Below are 13548 nucleotides of genomic sequence, written 5' to 3'. Positions count from 1 at the left end.
GTACAGAGGCCCGATATCCAGGGCAACCCGTGGAAGCGCGGTGATGGCAACAGCTGTCGCGGGGGTTAACGCGAAAACGGCGATCTCGGTGTCGTAGGGCGGGCAAAGCGGCCGCCGTAGCTCGCAGAGCGAAGGCGGAAGCATGCCCACGCATTGCTTGTACCCGAGAGAGATCGTGGGCAAGGCGCAAGGGCGCCTTTGCCCACCCTACGGCACTATTTCTGCACCGTGACCTGTGCGCCTGACGAGGACGGGGCTGTCTCCCAGGGAGCCGCAAGGATAACGCGGATCGGATGGGCCGGACCGGCATGGTCGGCCGCGCTCGTGGCCGGCTTTGCAGGCTGATCCTGCGGACCCTCGGCCGCCGCCACCGCGATGGACGCCAGAATGAAACTTGCCGCGATCGCCATGGCCCGCAAATCAAACATCATTGTATTCGTTCTCCATTGACACAGAGAACGGCCGGCGGCCCAAAAGGTTCAGCGGAGGAATTAGCTTGCCTTGCCGGGCGTCCTTTTGCACTCTTCCAGCAAGGAGGCCAACACATGCAGATCAAAACAATCGCCTGCGCTCTCGGAACGGCCCTGGTGTTGCTTGGCACGTCCGCTGCCGAGGCACGTCCGCGGAAGGCCGTCGTCGTGCGCGCGCCCCAGGAGCGGCTCATCGTGACGGCACCCGTGCTCAGGCCGACGCCGTGGGACTACAACGTCGTGCCACGCTATCGCTATCGGCCCGAAGACGACCGCGTCGACCCCTATGGCCCGCCGTTCGTGCCGTCCTATATTCGCTATGAGGGATGGCGCTGGCCGTATTGGTGGTAGGCCGCCGCGCGAACAGTCTCGCCTTGTTTGTGACCGAGAGAGATCGTGGGCACGGCGCTTTGCGCCTTTGCCCACTCTACGGCAGTTCACCCAGACCTCCGCCCTCCCTTAAGCCGCGTGTGGCTGCCGGCCGGCACCTTGCGCTGCATTGATCTCCTTCAGGCACGCATCGCTCTGGTGAATGGCGAGAATGTTGATGCCGAGCGTCATCAACCGGTAGCCGTTGTCATCAAGCCATTGCTCGAGCTGGCGCAGATCCGTCTTGATCTTCTCGATCAGCAGGATCGGGCGATGCGCCCTGACCGTCTCGCGCGCCCCGGTGAGCGCCTCCATCTCCATGCCCTCGATGTCGATCTTGATGAAATCGACGCGCGGCAGATTGAGCTCGTCCAGCGTCATCTTGCGCACGAGCACCGTGTTGTTGGTGTAGTCGATCTCTTGGCCGATGAATTCGTTGCTGGGGCGCGGGCGCAGCTCCAGGCTGCCGAAGCTCGACGGAGTAAAGTAGTTCGGGTTCGGCACCTGCATCGTGCCCGGTTCCGACGACACGGCCGCGTGCACGGCGAGCGCATTGAAGCAGTTGTTGATGGCGATGTTGCCGGCCAGCGCATAATAGATCCGCTCCTGCGCCTCGACCGCGATCACCGAGCCCCAGCCGGTCATGGCCGACGCCCATTCGATCGTGTGCACGCCGATATTGGCGCCGCAATCGATGGCGATGATACCGTCGCCATGGTGCTTGCGCCGCAAGGCCAGCAATTCCAGCGCGATCTTGACCTCGCCGGGATCGAAAGCCGCCGCTTCCAGGATCTGATAGCCGACACCGTAGCCGCGGTCAGGGCCGACCATGCGATAGTCGAAGCGGTTGACGATCATGGTGCCATGGTTGGACGAGGCCATGACAAAGGCCAGCTTTTGCCCCGCGATCGGCATTGCAGAATCTCCTCGAGATTAAAGTGGATGCCGTTATCGCAAGGGGCGCTTATGCGAGGCTTGCTCCCGGTAACGGTTGCGGGGGTAGCGCGTAACCTCAACGAGCAGCAGAATTGCGCAGCGCAATAAGCCTGTACCGGACATCCTCTTCGGATAATCGCGCAACCGTGAAGACCAATTCGAACGGCGTTATGAACCGATCGTCCCCGTCACACGCCAAAGATGCAGGTGGACATATTGCTTCTCCGGGGCGTTTTGCCCCGCGGATTGCAGAAGCAACATTACAAGCATGGTAGCCCTGCAGCGGGCGTCCATCCGAGCTGGCGAATAATTTGCAGTCAAAGTCATTTGCTCATGGAGGGACCGCCATGCGTGCGAAAATACTTGCTGCTTCTGCAATTCTCATTGTTTGTGCACCCGGCACCGGGGCCTATGCGGGGAAACTTCCTCCCCCTGCGGAAATCGCCGAAATGACCGGATTGCTTGTCCAAGCGGGCAAGGCGTCGACAAGGGCGATGCAGAACTTCTGGAAGCTGGAGACCAGCCCGGTGGTTCGGCCGATCGAGCACCCCTACATCTATGAGAGGATAATCCCGACGCCGGCTCCAAGGCTGCAGGATGAATGGCCATCCCACCTCTTTGACGCCGACAGACCTCCCCAAATGCCCAATCGGCTGATGCCGATCGAGAATTCTGGATTGTCCAGCCCAGACGACCAAACCAGCAACTGGAAAGGAACCGCGGGTGCGCTGGGCAGTGGCGCCCTTACGATCGGCGGGACGACCTGCATGGGTTTGGGCTACTGTGCGGGACGGCGCTAAGCACAAGGTCGGCGATCGAACGTATCTCATGACGATCTCTTGCTGCCGGAGATGTTGAAATGGCGGATTGGGGCGGCTGGGGCCTGGTCTCCGTCATCGCTGCAGCCATCGCCGCGCTATGCACAGCGAGCCGCCTGAGAAAGCGGCACGCCCGCGAACTCTATTTGATCTGGTACATCAACTCGCTTTTCTTCCTGCTTTTCGTTGCCTTGGAAATCGTTGCAGCCCCAAACCACGATCGTCTCACAAAGGTTTGCAGCGACTACGAGAGCATATGCACCTCGATTTACGGCTATCTCACCGGCACCAGGGAGGAGCTCCTTCTCATCGGCGCAATCGTGGGCGTCTGTGTGGGCCCCCAACTGCTGACCTACCTGCTTGCCGGCATATTCGGCGCCGCCATTGCACCAAAATACGTCTGGCATATCGAGCAGTTCGTGGTCTGGAGCCTGATCAAGTTCATTGCAGCCCTGGCCGGCATTCAAAGCGCAACGCCGTTTGCGAAGCTGCTGACCCACCAGCCGGTCACAACTGCCGAGTTTTTTTACGGCCTCTTTTCCATCGCGATTGCATTTGGCTGGGCGGGTCTTCATTTCGACCTGCATGCGCTGCGCGAAGCGGTCACTCGCCAGCTCGTCGGGGCAAAGCCGAACTGGCCTGTTCGGCAAGCCGTCAGAATTCACGCCTACTTTACGCGCAACGCCCGCGAACAGTAGCCTTGAACAGTAGCCTTGCCTTCGTAGCCCAAATCGCCGAAGGCTGCCGCCCCGCCAACAGGATCATCTCATGACCAACGTCCTCCGCATCTCCGCCTTCTCCGACGGCATCAGGGGCGGCAATCCCGCCGGGGTCTGGATCGGCGATGCCCTGCCCGATGCCGCTGAGATGCAGGCGATCGCGACTGAGGTCGGCTTCTCCGAGACCGCCTTTGTCGCGCCCGAAGGCGAAGCCTGGCGTGTCCGCTATTTCTCGCCAACGATGGAGGTGCCGTTCTGCGGCCATGCCACCATCGCGCTTGGCGCCGCGCTCGCGCATCGCTTTGGCGAGCGGACTTTCGAGCTGCATCTGAACGATGCCACGATCTCCGTGTCGGGCCGGCGTGACGGCGGCACCATCGCGGCCGCATTGCAGTCGCCGCCGACGCACAGCGCACCGCTCGATGCCTCGCTGCGGGACGAATTGCTGAGCCTGTTCGGCTATGCCAGCAGCGATCTCGACCCAAAACTTCCGCCGGCAAAAATTCACGGCGGGGCCGATCATGTCCTGCTGGCCTTGCGATCGCGCGAGGCGCTGGCGCGCATGGCCTATAATTTCGAACGCGGCCGCGCGCTGATGGCGCGCGAAGGCCTCATCACCATCGCGCTGGTGAGCGTGGAGACGCCGCGCCTGTTCCATGTGCGCAATGCCTTTGCCGCCGGCGGCGTCGTCGAGGATCCCGCCACCGGCGCGGCCGCCGCCGCGTTCGCCGGCCATCTGCGCGACATCGGCTGGCCGCATGGCGGCGCCATCGACATCGTCCAGGGCGAAGACATGGGCGCACGCTCGCTGATCCGCGCCGAGATCGGTCCGGCCAAAGGCAGCTCGATCCGGGTATCAGGCACGGCGCGGTTCATGGAGCCCTGAGCAGCAATTTGTAGCCCGGATGGAGCAGCACCATCGCACTGGCCCACCCTGCCATCATGCGCCTGTTTTGCCCGACGGGTCAAGGATTATTCGGGATCGCCGAAATCCGAAAAGCGCAGGCATTTCTACTGTGCATGGGGTTGTTTTCGCGAAGATCGATCTGCATCGATCACCGCCGTCAATTGCCTCTCAAGCTCAGGATATACTCCGACAATGCATCGGCCTGATCGGGGGCGATCACGAGGTTCGGCATGTCGTGGTGGCTAGTCCGCCAGAACACCTTGAGCGAGAGCGCGGTGGTGCCCTTGCGGTCGGCGACGGCCTGGAAGCTCGGGGCCAGGTCGAAGAACCCGGCCATGTCAGGCTCGACGGCATGACACGATTGACACCAGGCCTGCGCGAGGCGATGTCCTTCAGCGACCTTGCGCGGGGAAAGCCCGGATGCGCCGGCCGCGGTGTGGACGACGCCCAGGAGAAACAGCACCGACAATGCGATCAGGACGGCAAGGCCGACATAAATTCGAACGCTGCGCGACATCGCTCCGACCTCGCCCTTCGCTGCGGTGACTTGATAAGCCTAAGTCGGCGCGCGCGGCGGCCAATTGATCTGCGTCAAGGGGCGGCTGCAATGCGCATAGGAAGAGATGGCAGCGCAATCTTGCGGGAAAGACCAGCATGAACGGCAATCGCTATTACGGCGTCCGCGTCGAGGGCGCGAAATACGGTGTGGGCTTCGGCTCGGCGCTCGCCATCGCGATCTCCTACACCAACAATCACTCGATCCTGTGGGCGATCATCCACGGGATCCTGGGCTGGCTCTACGTGATCTTCGTCGCGTTGTTTCGCTGACGGCCCGCCACCTTCCACTCCCAAGCTCCGAGACCGAGACCATCATGACCGACGCCACCCAATGCCCGCACTGCCGCTCCGAACACGCCTATCAGGATCGCGACCTCTGGATCTGCCCGGAGTGCGGCCATGAGTGGAGCGCGGTCGCCGGCGCGACCTTGGATGCGCCTGTCGAGGCCGGCGTGCGCGATGCGCACGGCAACGTTCTGGCCGATGGCGACAGCGTCATCGTGATGAAGGACCTCAAGGTCAAGGGCTCGTCCTCGGTCGTCAAGGGCGGCACCAAGGTCCGCAACATCCGTCTCCAGGACGCCACGGACGGGCACAACATCGCCTGCAAGATCGACGGCATCGGCGCCATGAACCTGAAGTCGGAGTTCGTGAAGAAGGCCTGAGGCGGCGCTCGCATGCAGGCGGGCCGCGGGTGCCGTTCTCGGCCGGCGGATTTGGTGCTATGCTCCGCGCGGCTGGCGGAGGAGCGCATCATGAAGTTCTTTCCACGAATCCTGCTGACGTTTGCGACACCGGTACTGCTGCTTGGCGCGGTCACCGCGGCCAACGCCGACGGCCTCTGCGGTCCCGGTTGCCACACCAGCATTTTCGGCGCTTGCGTCGTCGATGGCTGGGAATCCGGCGCGCGGGTCTGGAATGAATGTCCGGTCACGACGCGCCCCCGCCCGCCCTGCGGCGGACCGGACTATGTCTGGAACCCGCGCAAGAAGGCCTGCTCTCCAAGGGTGAAGGACTGGCTCTGACGCGCGGCGTCGCGCGCGCGGCCTTGTGAGGCGCTTCACAGGCGCGGAACGTTCCCTGTGGTAACTTGCCGCGTACTTTACAATCATAGGGAGGCCGTCATGCAATTCCGTCAGTTCGTCCTGGCCGCGTCGCTCGTCGTCGCACCCATCGCATTCATCGGAAGCACACCGGTGAACGCGGCGCAGACCTGTCGCTGCACCGACATTCTCTTCCCGAGCGGCTCCTGCTCCCGCTATGGCAACTGCACCACGCTTGAAATGGTCGTCCCCGGCGGCTCCCCCAAACCGATCAGCAGCCTGAAGGCCTGTCCGGCGAAGAAGCAGCTCCTCGTCTGTGATTTCAACAGCTGCACCGTCACCTGCAGCCCCCCGAAGAGCGGTTAGTCGCCGCCCGCGCTACCTCTGCCTCTGCGCGAGGTAGAATCCGCACAGCACAATCACGAGACCTGCGGCCTGCAGCATCGTCGGCGGCTCGCCGAGCAGCAGCCATCCCGTGAGCAGCGTGAGCGCCGGCACACAGGCCGGAAACACGGCCGCGCGGGCGACGCCGAGGCGCTGGACCGAGACGGCAAAGAGATAAAGCGCCGCAGGGCCCGCAAGCACGCCCTGCGCCAGCGCCTGGATCGCGTTCTCGGTGAGGCCGATCGCGGCAATATGGGCAGGACCGACCGTCGCGATGTAGATCGGCAGCAGCAGCAACGACAGCACGTTGATGACGAGCGCGGCCGACACCGCCGAAACGCGCCAGTGCCGCAGCAGCGCCCCGAAGCCGGCGAACATCAAGCCGGTCAGCACGAAGATCAGATCGCCCTGCACGCCGTCGATGCCGATATGGCCGATCGATTCCGCGCCGATCACGCCGAGGCCGCCAACGATGACGATCGCACCTGTCAGGCGTGAGACGGAGATCCGTTCTTTGAGGAACAGCGCAGCCAGCAACAGGCCGCCGAGGGTCGCGCAGGACGGCTGGATCACGCTGCCATGGCCGAGCGGCACGAACAGGAACCCGGTGTAGGAGATCAGCGACATCACGGGGCCGCCGAGCACCATCAGCGCAAGTCCCCTGCCCCAGCCGATGCCGCAGAGGTCCGAGATGCCTGCGCGCAAGACCAGCGGCAGGAAGGCGATGCCGGACCAGACGTAGCGATGCACCAGGAGATCGACCGGCGTGAATCCGACCTTCAGACCATGCCGCGTGCCGGCAAAGCCGAGCGCCCAGAACAGCGCGGCCGACAGCCCGCAGACAACGCCAAGCAGCGCCGGCGTCCGATCGTTCGTCTGAGTGAGAGCGTCAGCGCCGCTCGTCCGCTGATCCATGGGGCAGCCTTATGTCAGTGCGCGCATCGGCTCAACCCACGCGACTGCAGGGCTGGCACGCGATGGCCCGATCATCGCGGCTCCTCGCCAAACACCATGCGCCATCCCTTGCGCGTGTCCATGTATTCCCGCACCTCGCGGATGCGGTCGCCGGCCAGGGTGAACACAAAACAATATTCGTTCTCGTACGGCTTGCCGTCTGCAAGCGTCGCGCGCATCCGCTCCTCCACGATCACGACATCGCCATCGGCGTACACGCCGCGAAAGGCGATATCGATTGCGGAGAACATCCTGTGCATCTCCCCCGCAATGAAGCGCGCGATCTGCCTGGCGCCGACCATGTGGTCGGTGTGGTCGAGCGCAACCGCCGTGGCATTGCCTTTCGGCGCGATCCACTCGGCATCCTCGGTGAACAGCGCCACAATGCGATCCGCATCGCGTGAAGAAAAGGTTTTCCAGGCGTTGAGAACGATGTCCTTCGGGCTGGTCACGATGCGCTTCCTCGCTTGTGTTGGCGTGAGGGGCGCGTTCTAGGCCGGGACCTGGGCCGCGGCTCGCCACAATCGGACTCGGTCATCCCGCGGCGCTTTCGTCTGTGCCGGCATGCGTTATCATGCGCTCATGCTGAGTTTCGAGACCTGCAACGCCGCGCGGCTGCGCCGCGATCCCAAATATGACGGCCGTTTCTTCACCGCGGTGAAGACAACGGGAATCTATTGCCGTCCGGTCTGTCCGGCCAAGCACCCGCTGACGCGCAACGTCGCATATTATCCGACAGCGGCGGCGGCCGAGGCTGCCGGCTACCGCCCCTGCCTGCGCTGCCGCCCCGAGACCGCGCCGTTCTGCCCGGCCTGGAACGGCACCCGCGCGACGGTCGCGCGCGCGGTCAAGCTCATCAATGAGGGGGCGCTCGACGAGGATAACGTGGTGACGCTCGCGACACGGCTCGGCATCTCATCGCGCCATCTCGCACGGCTGTTCGAGCGCCATATCGGCGCAACACCGCAGCAGCTTGCCAAAACGCTCCGCGTCCAGCGCGCCAAGCGCCTGCTCGACAGCGGCGATCACACCATGACGGACATTGCGTTTCAGTCGGGCTTCGGTAGCCTGCGCCGCTTCAACGCCGCTTTCGCCGAGCTCTATGGCCGTTCGCCGTCGAGCCTGCGCGCAACGCGCAAGCGGAGCGTGGAGCCGTTCAGAAGAAGCCGGGGCTGAGATCGAGCCCATAGGTCAGGCTGAGCACGAATACGAACAGCGCGGCGGCTGCGAACATCGCGAGATGGCGAACAATGAACTCACGCGGCGAAGTGGCGGTAACAACGGCTTTCTGTGCAACGGGCATGACGGCTCCATTATCAAAAACGATTCTTGGCCGCCAATATGCGGCGCCCGCATCAAGCGCCGCGACCAGCAAAACAACTATTAAGCAGATCACACTCGTTTTGAACCGCGGTACACAAGTCGCGCGATGCGAGACAATTTTTTACTGAAGAATTCTCAGTCAGCGCATCGATAGGCAAACTGAGCCGGATCGCGCGCAGTGTGATTGATCACGCTGTCGACGACGGAGAAGAGACGACGCAAAAAAATGGCCGGGACAAGCCCGGCCATTGACGTCGTGAACGCTTTGCCACCGAGCTTTTAGCCCAGCGTAATGTCAGCTTACCGGGCGGAACCCGTGGTCACATTCGCAGTCTTCTGCTTGCGCGGCGTCAGCACACTGGCCTGGAGCGCCGTCATGCTGGTGGCAGGCGCCGTCACCTGCTGCTCGACATGGGTGGCACCGAGCACGCGGACCTGCACGGGGGACGCTGGAATGCCGTTAGCCTCGTAAGACGGCAACTCGGCAGCGAAGGTGGCAGTCGAGCCCGCAAGAGCGAGGACAGCAACTGCGATCGACATCGTTTTCTTGTTCATGGTGATGCTCCAAAGAGAAGTTCGGAGCCCATGTAAGCCACATTTGCTGCATTGCGACATGTTTTACCGCAACGCAACATCACCAGCTTTGCATACCGGTATGCTTAACGCGAACGGTCTATTTCAATGCCGTCGCCAGGGATTGCAACTTCGCGACGAGATTGGTGCCGAGCGCATAAATCACCTCGATGATCGCAAGCGCGATGCCCGCTGCAATCAGGCCGTATTCGATCGCGGTGGCGCCGGATTCATCGGCCGCAAATTCAATCAACAGGCATTTCAATTTCACAAGCATGTCCTTCCCAGATCAACCGGACGTTGCCGGCACGGGAGGAATGCATCATCACAATCCAAGATTGAGTAAATCCGCACCATCCAATTTGATAGGCAAATGAAGCCGAATTTTCTGGTTTTTCCGCCCCCGGCGCGATGGGAACCTCCGGGAACCCGAGTTGCATTTGCGCAACACCGGCTTGAAAAGCCTGATTTGGGAGATTTGCGCCATTGCGCCGCCACATCATCCCTCAAACAATTGACGTGCCGCGTGCTTGGCTATGCAATCTGGTTCGTTCGCGAACCTTGGAGGCAGGGATCATGAATGATCGGCGGTCTCTTCTTGTTGCTGTTGCGTGCCCCTCGGCCGTGATGGTCGGCTGGCTGGCTCTGTCCCTTTCTGCTTATGCCCCGGCCTTGATCGAGAACAGCGGCGCTAATGCAGCCGCAGTTTCCCACGCGAAAGATCTCACCCGCCTCGAACTTGCCGACATCCCGCGTGCCGCAACGATCGACGATGGTATCGCGCTGACCGCCGACATCGCCGCCGCCGCGGCCGCGACACCGAGCGTAGCGCTGGTCGAAGCGCCGCCGCCCGAAGCCCCCGCTCCCGCCGTCCAACTCGCCTCGGCCGATCCGACCGAAGTGCTGCCTGTAGCGTCGCCCGCGCCTCAGGTCACGCCCGAACCGGCTCCCGCCGCGAGCGAAGCTGCGGCCGTCACCAACGAAGCCGCGCCTGCCGTGAGTGAGGCTGTGCCCGCAGCGGAGCCCACAATCAAGCTCGCCTCCGCCGATCCCGGCGACGTCGTCCCACAGGACGCGCTGTCGCCCGCCGCGATCGCGAGCGGGCCCGTGGCCGAGAGCAAGGCCTCGCCGCCGGCCGACACGGTGGCCGTGCTCGATGAATGCTTCTCGATGGATGCCTGCGTCGATCGCTATCTCTGGGCGCTCTATCAGCGCACACCGAAGGAAGACTCGATCAAGGTCCAGGACCGCCGTGCCGTCACCATCAAGCGCAAGGGCAAGATGGTCACGGTGATGCGCAGCTTCACAAAACTCGTCGACGAGGATTTTGCCTGGAAAGACCCGAAGGCTGCCGAGCACGTTAACATGCCGCTGATGGATTACGTCATCGGCGGCATGGACAAGAGCTTCAAGCAGAAGCTGTTCCGCATGCTGCTCGCGGCGGAAGCCGCCGGACTCTCGCCCGGAATCACAAGCGCGTTCCGTGACGACTATCGCCAGGAGATTGCGAGCGGCCTGAAGGCGGCGTCCAACCGCTCCTATCACGGCGGCAGCCTGCGCGGCGGCTACGGCCACGGCCTCGCGGCTGACATCGTCAGCACCCAGGGCAACAACCGTGCCCAGCGCTGGGCCTCGACGGAAGTGCTGTGGAAATGGGTCGACACCAACGGCAAGGCGCTCGGCATCGGCCGGCCCTATCTCGACCACGATCCGCCGCATGTCGGCCCGATCGATGGTCCGGAATATATTTCGAAGCGCGGCATCTCGACCGACCGCAAGGAAGCCGCCAACACCAAATCTAAAAAGGCGCGCGTTGTGGCCAGCGCCAAGTCATCAGTCAAGTCATCGGCCAAGCCATCGAAGGCGCAGGTTGCACGCGAGAAGAGCTCCGCAAAATCGCAAAAGTCGGCGCAATCGTCCGCGAAGCGGACGACCTGATCCCGATCTTAAGTGCCTGACGTAGGCAGCGGCACGAGATGCATCTCGGCTGATCCTGCTGCTTGCGTACGAACGAGCACGGCGAAAATAGTCCGGACAGCAAGCCGCACCGCCGCCTCGATCGCCGTGCCCTTGGCAAGATGCGCCGCGATCAGGCCGGTCAGGAGATCGCCGGTGCCATAGGGACGGATCGGCAAGCGCGGCGTTGCGAAGCGCGACAATTCGCCGTCAGCACACAGGATCGTCTCCACCTGCCCCGCCAACGTGTCCGCGAGCGTGCAGCCGGTGACGACGACATCTATCCGGCGTTGCCCGGCAAGCGCGGCCGCCGCGGCGCGCAGGCCCTCGGTATCAGCAGATTTGACGCCGGCGAGCAGCTCGAGCTCGAACTGGTTCGGCGTAATCACGTGCGCCGCCGGCACCAGCCGGCGCCGGACCACATCCAGAATTCCGTCGGCGACATAGACGCGACCGTCGTCGCCGATCACGGGATCGCAGAGATAGAGGAGCTTGGAATTGCGCGACAGCGCCCGCTCGACGAAATCGGCGACGACAACGGCATTGTCGGATGAGCCAAGATAGCCGGTGACGAGCACAGCGGCCTCATCGACGAGGCATCGTTCCTCGACGCCTCTCAGCAGATCGGCGATCAGTTCGGCGTCGAGCACCCGCCCGCGCAAGGTCGGATAGCGCGGATGGTTCGAGAGCAGCGTCGTCGGCACGGCGGCCACGTTGACGCCCTCCGCCTGCATGGCGTGAACCGCCGCGCTGTTGCCAACATGGCCGTGGACGACCTGGCTTTGAATCGAAATGACGAGCATGCGAGGGGTCCGTAGGATCAAAAACCTGTCGTGGCAAGCCTGGCGCGGACTCGATCTGAAAGGACGGTGCGCGAGGCTATCCCAACATCCCCGCGATCTCGAACGATATTGGCCCGCAAACGCAGATGTCAGGGATGACTTCCGCGGTACGCCAGCTCACCGAGATAGGCACAGAACATGTCGGCCAGCGCATCAGCGCGACGAGTGATCTCCGCCTCGCCGCGCGGTGTTTCCGAAAACCGTTTGCCAACCTCAGCCAACGTCGTCTTGATCAGCTCCCCGGCGAGTTCGCGCGTAGCCTCCGAGGCCTTTGGCAGCGCTTCGCGCATGAAAGCCGCGATAATGCCCTCGCCCGCCGCGCGCGCCTCCTGCGCCTCGGGCGCATCGCGATAAAGCGGCGCGGCATCGCTGAGGGCGCCGCGGATCGCGGCCTCCTCGCATTCCGAACGAATGAAGGCATGCACCAGCGCGCGCAGCCGCGCCGGCGGCGGCTGCGTCCTGTCAGCCAAAATGCCGCGCAGAAGCTCGCTCGTGCTGCGCCATTCGTCGCTTTGCAGACGGAACAGGATCGCCGCCTTGTTCGGAAAATATTGATAGAGCGAGCCGACGCTCACCCCGGCCCGCTCAGCCACCCGCGCGGTGGTGAAGCGTTGTGCGCCCTCCTTCGTCAGAACCTGAACCGCGGCGTCGAGAATGGCCGCAACGAGCTCGTTGGAGCGCGCCTGTTGCGGCTGTTTTCGTGAAGAAACTGAACGACTTCGACGACCAGCCATGGAGCGCCCGGGGAATGCGAATAGGAAATGCGATGAATTAGTCGTATTTCAATTCGCACGCAAGCACGCGCTCAGCCGTGAACCTCGGAGAGACCAAATGACCACCCCAACAATCACATCGCTTGCACCGCTGCTGGATCGTCTGTTCGACCAGGACGAAGCAGCTCGCGGCGACCTGCAAGCCGCCTTCGCCGATGTGACCGACGCCGACCACGTCAGGATGATGCGAAGCAAGACCGGTTACCGCGACCTCTACGCACGCCTAAAGGACGCGCCGCTCGCCGTCTCGCGCGAGACCGGCAGCCTGCTGTACATGCTGGCGCGCAGTTCGCGCGCCCAGGCGATCGTCGAGTTCGGCACCTCGTTCGGCATCTCGGCCCTGCATCTGGCTGCAGCCTTGCGCGACAATGGTGGCGGGCGCCTCGTCACCAGCGAATTCGAACCATCCAAGGCCGCGCGGGCCCGCGAGAACCTCAGGGACGGCGGGCTGATTGATCTCGTCGAAATCCGCGAAGGCGATGCGCTGAAGACGCTGAGCGTCGATCTACCAGATCAGATCGACCTCGTGCTGCTCGACGGCGCCAAGGCGCTCTATCCTGATATCCTCGATCTGGTCGAAGACCGTTTGAGGCCGGGCGCAATCATCGTGGCCGACAACGCCGACGACAGCCCCGACTATTTGGCGCGCGTTCGCGCGCCCGGCAGCGGCTACATGTCCACACCCTTCGCAGAGGATGTCGAGCTGTCCGTGCGGATCCGTTAGGGCCGGATCGAACATATCGCGCATCCCGAAGCCGCCGGACGATCCGTCGTGCGGCGGTTTTGTGCCGTCGACCGCGCAAATCCCTCAGGTTTTGCCTTGTCGCAGGCCCGTCACTCACACGTGATATTTGCTCCCGACAAAAGCCACGTTGCGCATGCTGAACATACCTACCGCGCGGTATCGTTCCGCATGCTCGAGA

Annotated in this window: 22 protein-coding genes; 11 read left to right on the top strand and 11 right to left on the bottom strand. The window is 63.1% G+C overall.

Features of this window, described 5'->3' with window-relative positions:
- Nucleotides 1-215: 215 nt before the first annotated feature.
- Nucleotides 216-431 carry a hypothetical protein gene (locus tag XI06_RS12515; protein ID WP_237891840.1) on the bottom strand — a complete coding sequence of 72 codons (216 nt, stop codon included), beginning with the start codon at nt 429-431 and terminating at the stop codon, nt 216-218.
- A gap of 114 nt (nt 432-545) precedes the next feature.
- Between XI06_RS12515 and XI06_RS12510 the strand changes: the two genes are divergently transcribed.
- A complete protein-coding gene (locus tag XI06_RS12510; protein WP_237869257.1) occupies nt 546-821 on the top strand; it encodes a hypothetical protein in 276 nt (91 codons plus the stop codon).
- A gap of 108 nt (nt 822-929) precedes the next feature.
- Here the strand turns inward: XI06_RS12510 and XI06_RS12505 are convergent, their stop codons facing one another.
- Nucleotides 930-1754 (bottom strand): FkbM family methyltransferase, encoded by an 825-nt coding sequence (locus XI06_RS12505; protein ID WP_237869258.1) that lies wholly within the window; start codon nt 1752-1754, stop codon nt 930-932.
- 368 nt (nt 1755-2122) lie between these two features.
- On the opposite strand from XI06_RS12505, the gene XI06_RS12500 reads away from it, so the two are divergent.
- From XI06_RS12500 to XI06_RS12490, 3 genes are all read left to right on the top strand, one after another.
- Nucleotides 2123-2575, top strand: a complete 453-nt coding sequence (locus XI06_RS12500) for a hypothetical protein (RefSeq protein ID WP_237869259.1) — start codon at nt 2123-2125, stop codon at nt 2573-2575.
- Nucleotides 2576-2634: 59 nt separating this feature from the next.
- Nucleotides 2635-3291: a hypothetical protein gene (locus XI06_RS12495; protein WP_271605410.1), complete on the top strand. Its 657-nt coding sequence runs from the start codon at nt 2635-2637 to the stop codon at nt 3289-3291.
- A gap of 70 nt (nt 3292-3361) precedes the next feature.
- Complete coding sequence (locus XI06_RS12490) at nt 3362-4198, top strand: PhzF family phenazine biosynthesis protein (protein WP_271605409.1); 837 nt, start codon at nt 3362-3364, stop codon at nt 4196-4198.
- A 178-nt stretch (nt 4199-4376) separates the two neighbouring features.
- Here XI06_RS12490 and XI06_RS12485 read toward each other — a convergent pair whose 3' ends face one another.
- A complete protein-coding gene (locus XI06_RS12485) occupies nt 4377-4736 on the bottom strand; it encodes a c-type cytochrome (protein ID WP_237858117.1) in 360 nt (119 codons plus the stop codon).
- 137 nt (nt 4737-4873) lie between these two features.
- Between XI06_RS12485 and XI06_RS12480 the strand changes: the two genes are divergently transcribed.
- The 4 genes from XI06_RS12480 (at nt 4874) to XI06_RS12465 (ending at nt 6186) form a co-directional block, all read left to right on the top strand.
- Nucleotides 4874-5047, top strand: a complete 174-nt coding sequence (locus tag XI06_RS12480) for a hypothetical protein (protein ID WP_018644642.1) — start codon at nt 4874-4876, stop codon at nt 5045-5047.
- Between the two features lie 44 nt (nt 5048-5091).
- Entirely contained in the window at nt 5092-5442 is a 351-nt protein-coding gene (locus XI06_RS12475; RefSeq protein ID WP_237858119.1) for a zinc ribbon domain-containing protein YjdM, read from the top strand.
- A 90-nt stretch (nt 5443-5532) separates the two neighbouring features.
- A complete protein-coding gene (locus tag XI06_RS12470) occupies nt 5533-5802 on the top strand; it encodes a hypothetical protein (protein WP_271605408.1) in 270 nt (89 codons plus the stop codon).
- A gap of 99 nt (nt 5803-5901) precedes the next feature.
- Nucleotides 5902-6186 (top strand): hypothetical protein, encoded by a 285-nt coding sequence (locus XI06_RS12465; RefSeq protein ID WP_237858123.1) that lies wholly within the window; start codon nt 5902-5904, stop codon nt 6184-6186.
- Nucleotides 6187-6198: 12 nt separating this feature from the next.
- On the opposite strand, the gene XI06_RS12460 is transcribed toward XI06_RS12465, so the two are convergent.
- Nucleotides 6199-7119, bottom strand: a complete 921-nt coding sequence (locus XI06_RS12460) for a DMT family transporter (RefSeq protein ID WP_237858125.1) — start codon at nt 7117-7119, stop codon at nt 6199-6201.
- 71 nt (nt 7120-7190) lie between these two features.
- Complete coding sequence (locus tag XI06_RS12455; protein WP_237869264.1) at nt 7191-7610, bottom strand: nuclear transport factor 2 family protein; 420 nt, start codon at nt 7608-7610, stop codon at nt 7191-7193.
- Nucleotides 7611-7740: 130 nt separating this feature from the next.
- Between XI06_RS12455 and XI06_RS12450 the strand changes: the two genes are divergently transcribed.
- On the top strand, nt 7741-8334 hold the full coding sequence (locus tag XI06_RS12450; RefSeq protein WP_271605407.1) for a bifunctional transcriptional activator/DNA repair enzyme AdaA: 594 nt from the start codon (nt 7741-7743) through the stop codon (nt 8332-8334).
- Here XI06_RS12450 and XI06_RS12445 read toward each other — a convergent pair.
- The 4 genes from XI06_RS12445 to XI06_RS12430 all read right to left on the bottom strand — a co-directional run bounded on the left by XI06_RS12445 (nt 8315) and on the right by XI06_RS12430 (nt 9557).
- The gene (locus XI06_RS12445; RefSeq protein ID WP_237858130.1) at nt 8315-8461 is read right to left on the bottom strand and encodes a hypothetical protein; all 147 of its coding nucleotides are present in this window, start codon (nt 8459-8461) and stop codon (nt 8315-8317) included. The genes XI06_RS12450 and XI06_RS12445 overlap by 20 nt on opposite strands.
- Before the next feature lie 320 nt (nt 8462-8781).
- Complete coding sequence (locus tag XI06_RS12440) at nt 8782-9036, bottom strand: hypothetical protein (protein WP_237869267.1); 255 nt, start codon at nt 9034-9036, stop codon at nt 8782-8784.
- 118 nt (nt 9037-9154) lie between these two features.
- The gene (locus tag XI06_RS12435; RefSeq protein ID WP_212328575.1) at nt 9155-9319 is read right to left on the bottom strand and encodes a Flp family type IVb pilin; all 165 of its coding nucleotides are present in this window, start codon (nt 9317-9319) and stop codon (nt 9155-9157) included.
- A complete protein-coding gene (locus tag XI06_RS12430) occupies nt 9300-9557 on the bottom strand; it encodes a hypothetical protein (protein WP_271605467.1) in 258 nt (85 codons plus the stop codon). Before XI06_RS12430 ends, XI06_RS12435 begins: the two co-directional genes overlap by 20 nt.
- 73 nt (nt 9558-9630) lie before the next feature.
- Here XI06_RS12430 and XI06_RS12425 point away from each other — a divergent pair, with 73 nt between their 5' ends.
- The gene (locus tag XI06_RS12425; RefSeq protein WP_271605406.1) at nt 9631-10992 is read left to right on the top strand and encodes a hypothetical protein; all 1362 of its coding nucleotides are present in this window, start codon (nt 9631-9633) and stop codon (nt 10990-10992) included.
- Between the two features lie 8 nt (nt 10993-11000).
- Here XI06_RS12425 and pdxY read toward each other — a convergent pair whose 3' ends face one another.
- Together pdxY and XI06_RS12415 are read right to left on the bottom strand one after the other, a co-directional pair.
- Nucleotides 11001-11813 carry a pyridoxal kinase gene (gene pdxY / locus XI06_RS12420; protein ID WP_271605405.1) on the bottom strand — a complete coding sequence of 271 codons (813 nt, stop codon included), beginning with the start codon at nt 11811-11813 and terminating at the stop codon, nt 11001-11003.
- Nucleotides 11814-11941: 128 nt separating this feature from the next.
- Nucleotides 11942-12586, bottom strand: coding sequence for a TetR family transcriptional regulator (locus tag XI06_RS12415; RefSeq protein ID WP_237858136.1), 645 nt, complete (start codon nt 12584-12586; stop codon nt 11942-11944).
- 97 nt (nt 12587-12683) lie between these two features.
- On the opposite strand from XI06_RS12415, the gene XI06_RS12410 reads away from it, so the two are divergent.
- Nucleotides 12684-13349 carry an O-methyltransferase gene (locus XI06_RS12410; protein ID WP_271605404.1) on the top strand — a complete coding sequence of 222 codons (666 nt, stop codon included), beginning with the start codon at nt 12684-12686 and terminating at the stop codon, nt 13347-13349.
- The last annotated feature ends 199 nt before the right edge of the window (nt 13350-13548 follow it).

The organism is Bradyrhizobium sp. CCBAU 11434, assembly GCF_028128895.1.
In the GTDB taxonomy this organism is placed as follows: Bacteria; Pseudomonadota; Alphaproteobacteria; order Rhizobiales; family Xanthobacteraceae; genus Bradyrhizobium; species Bradyrhizobium zhengyangense.
Note: the sequence above shows the minus strand (reverse complement) of the source record. Positions and strands in the feature narration are given on the sequence as shown.

Excerpts from the sequence above, each read along its gene's own strand:
- XI06_RS12515 (WP_237891840.1), bottom strand. The coding sequence starts at position 431 with ATGATGTTTGATTTGCGGGCCATGGCGATCGCGGCAAGTTTCATTCTG.
- XI06_RS12510 (WP_237869257.1), top strand. The coding sequence starts at position 546 with ATGCAGATCAAAACAATCGCCTGCGCTCTCGGAACGGCCCTGGTGTTG.
- XI06_RS12505 (WP_237869258.1), bottom strand. The coding sequence starts at position 1,754 with ATGCCGATCGCGGGGCAAAAGCTGGCCTTTGTCATGGCCTCGTCCAAC.
- XI06_RS12500 (WP_237869259.1), top strand. The coding sequence starts at position 2,123 with ATGCGTGCGAAAATACTTGCTGCTTCTGCAATTCTCATTGTTTGTGCA.
- XI06_RS12495 (WP_271605410.1), top strand. The coding sequence starts at position 2,635 with ATGGCGGATTGGGGCGGCTGGGGCCTGGTCTCCGTCATCGCTGCAGCC.
- XI06_RS12490 (WP_271605409.1), top strand. The coding sequence starts at position 3,362 with ATGACCAACGTCCTCCGCATCTCCGCCTTCTCCGACGGCATCAGGGGC.
- XI06_RS12485 (WP_237858117.1), bottom strand. The coding sequence starts at position 4,736 with ATGTCGCGCAGCGTTCGAATTTATGTCGGCCTTGCCGTCCTGATCGCA.
- XI06_RS12480 (WP_018644642.1), top strand. The coding sequence starts at position 4,874 with ATGAACGGCAATCGCTATTACGGCGTCCGCGTCGAGGGCGCGAAATAC.
- XI06_RS12475 (WP_237858119.1), top strand. The coding sequence starts at position 5,092 with ATGACCGACGCCACCCAATGCCCGCACTGCCGCTCCGAACACGCCTAT.
- XI06_RS12470 (WP_271605408.1), top strand. The coding sequence starts at position 5,533 with ATGAAGTTCTTTCCACGAATCCTGCTGACGTTTGCGACACCGGTACTG.
- XI06_RS12465 (WP_237858123.1), top strand. The coding sequence starts at position 5,902 with ATGCAATTCCGTCAGTTCGTCCTGGCCGCGTCGCTCGTCGTCGCACCC.
- XI06_RS12460 (WP_237858125.1), bottom strand. The coding sequence starts at position 7,119 with ATGGATCAGCGGACGAGCGGCGCTGACGCTCTCACTCAGACGAACGAT.
- XI06_RS12450 (WP_271605407.1), top strand. The coding sequence starts at position 7,741 with ATGCTGAGTTTCGAGACCTGCAACGCCGCGCGGCTGCGCCGCGATCCC.
- XI06_RS12445 (WP_237858130.1), bottom strand. The coding sequence starts at position 8,461 with ATGCCCGTTGCACAGAAAGCCGTTGTTACCGCCACTTCGCCGCGTGAG.
- XI06_RS12440 (WP_237869267.1), bottom strand. The coding sequence starts at position 9,036 with ATGAACAAGAAAACGATGTCGATCGCAGTTGCTGTCCTCGCTCTTGCG.
- XI06_RS12430 (WP_271605467.1), bottom strand. The coding sequence starts at position 9,557 with ATGATGTGGCGGCGCAATGGCGCAAATCTCCCAAATCAGGCTTTTCAA.
- XI06_RS12425 (WP_271605406.1), top strand. The coding sequence starts at position 9,631 with ATGAATGATCGGCGGTCTCTTCTTGTTGCTGTTGCGTGCCCCTCGGCC.
- pdxY (WP_271605405.1), bottom strand. The coding sequence starts at position 11,813 with ATGCTCGTCATTTCGATTCAAAGCCAGGTCGTCCACGGCCATGTTGGC.
- XI06_RS12415 (WP_237858136.1), bottom strand. The coding sequence starts at position 12,586 with ATGGCTGGTCGTCGAAGTCGTTCAGTTTCTTCACGAAAACAGCCGCAA.
- XI06_RS12410 (WP_271605404.1), top strand. The coding sequence starts at position 12,684 with ATGACCACCCCAACAATCACATCGCTTGCACCGCTGCTGGATCGTCTG.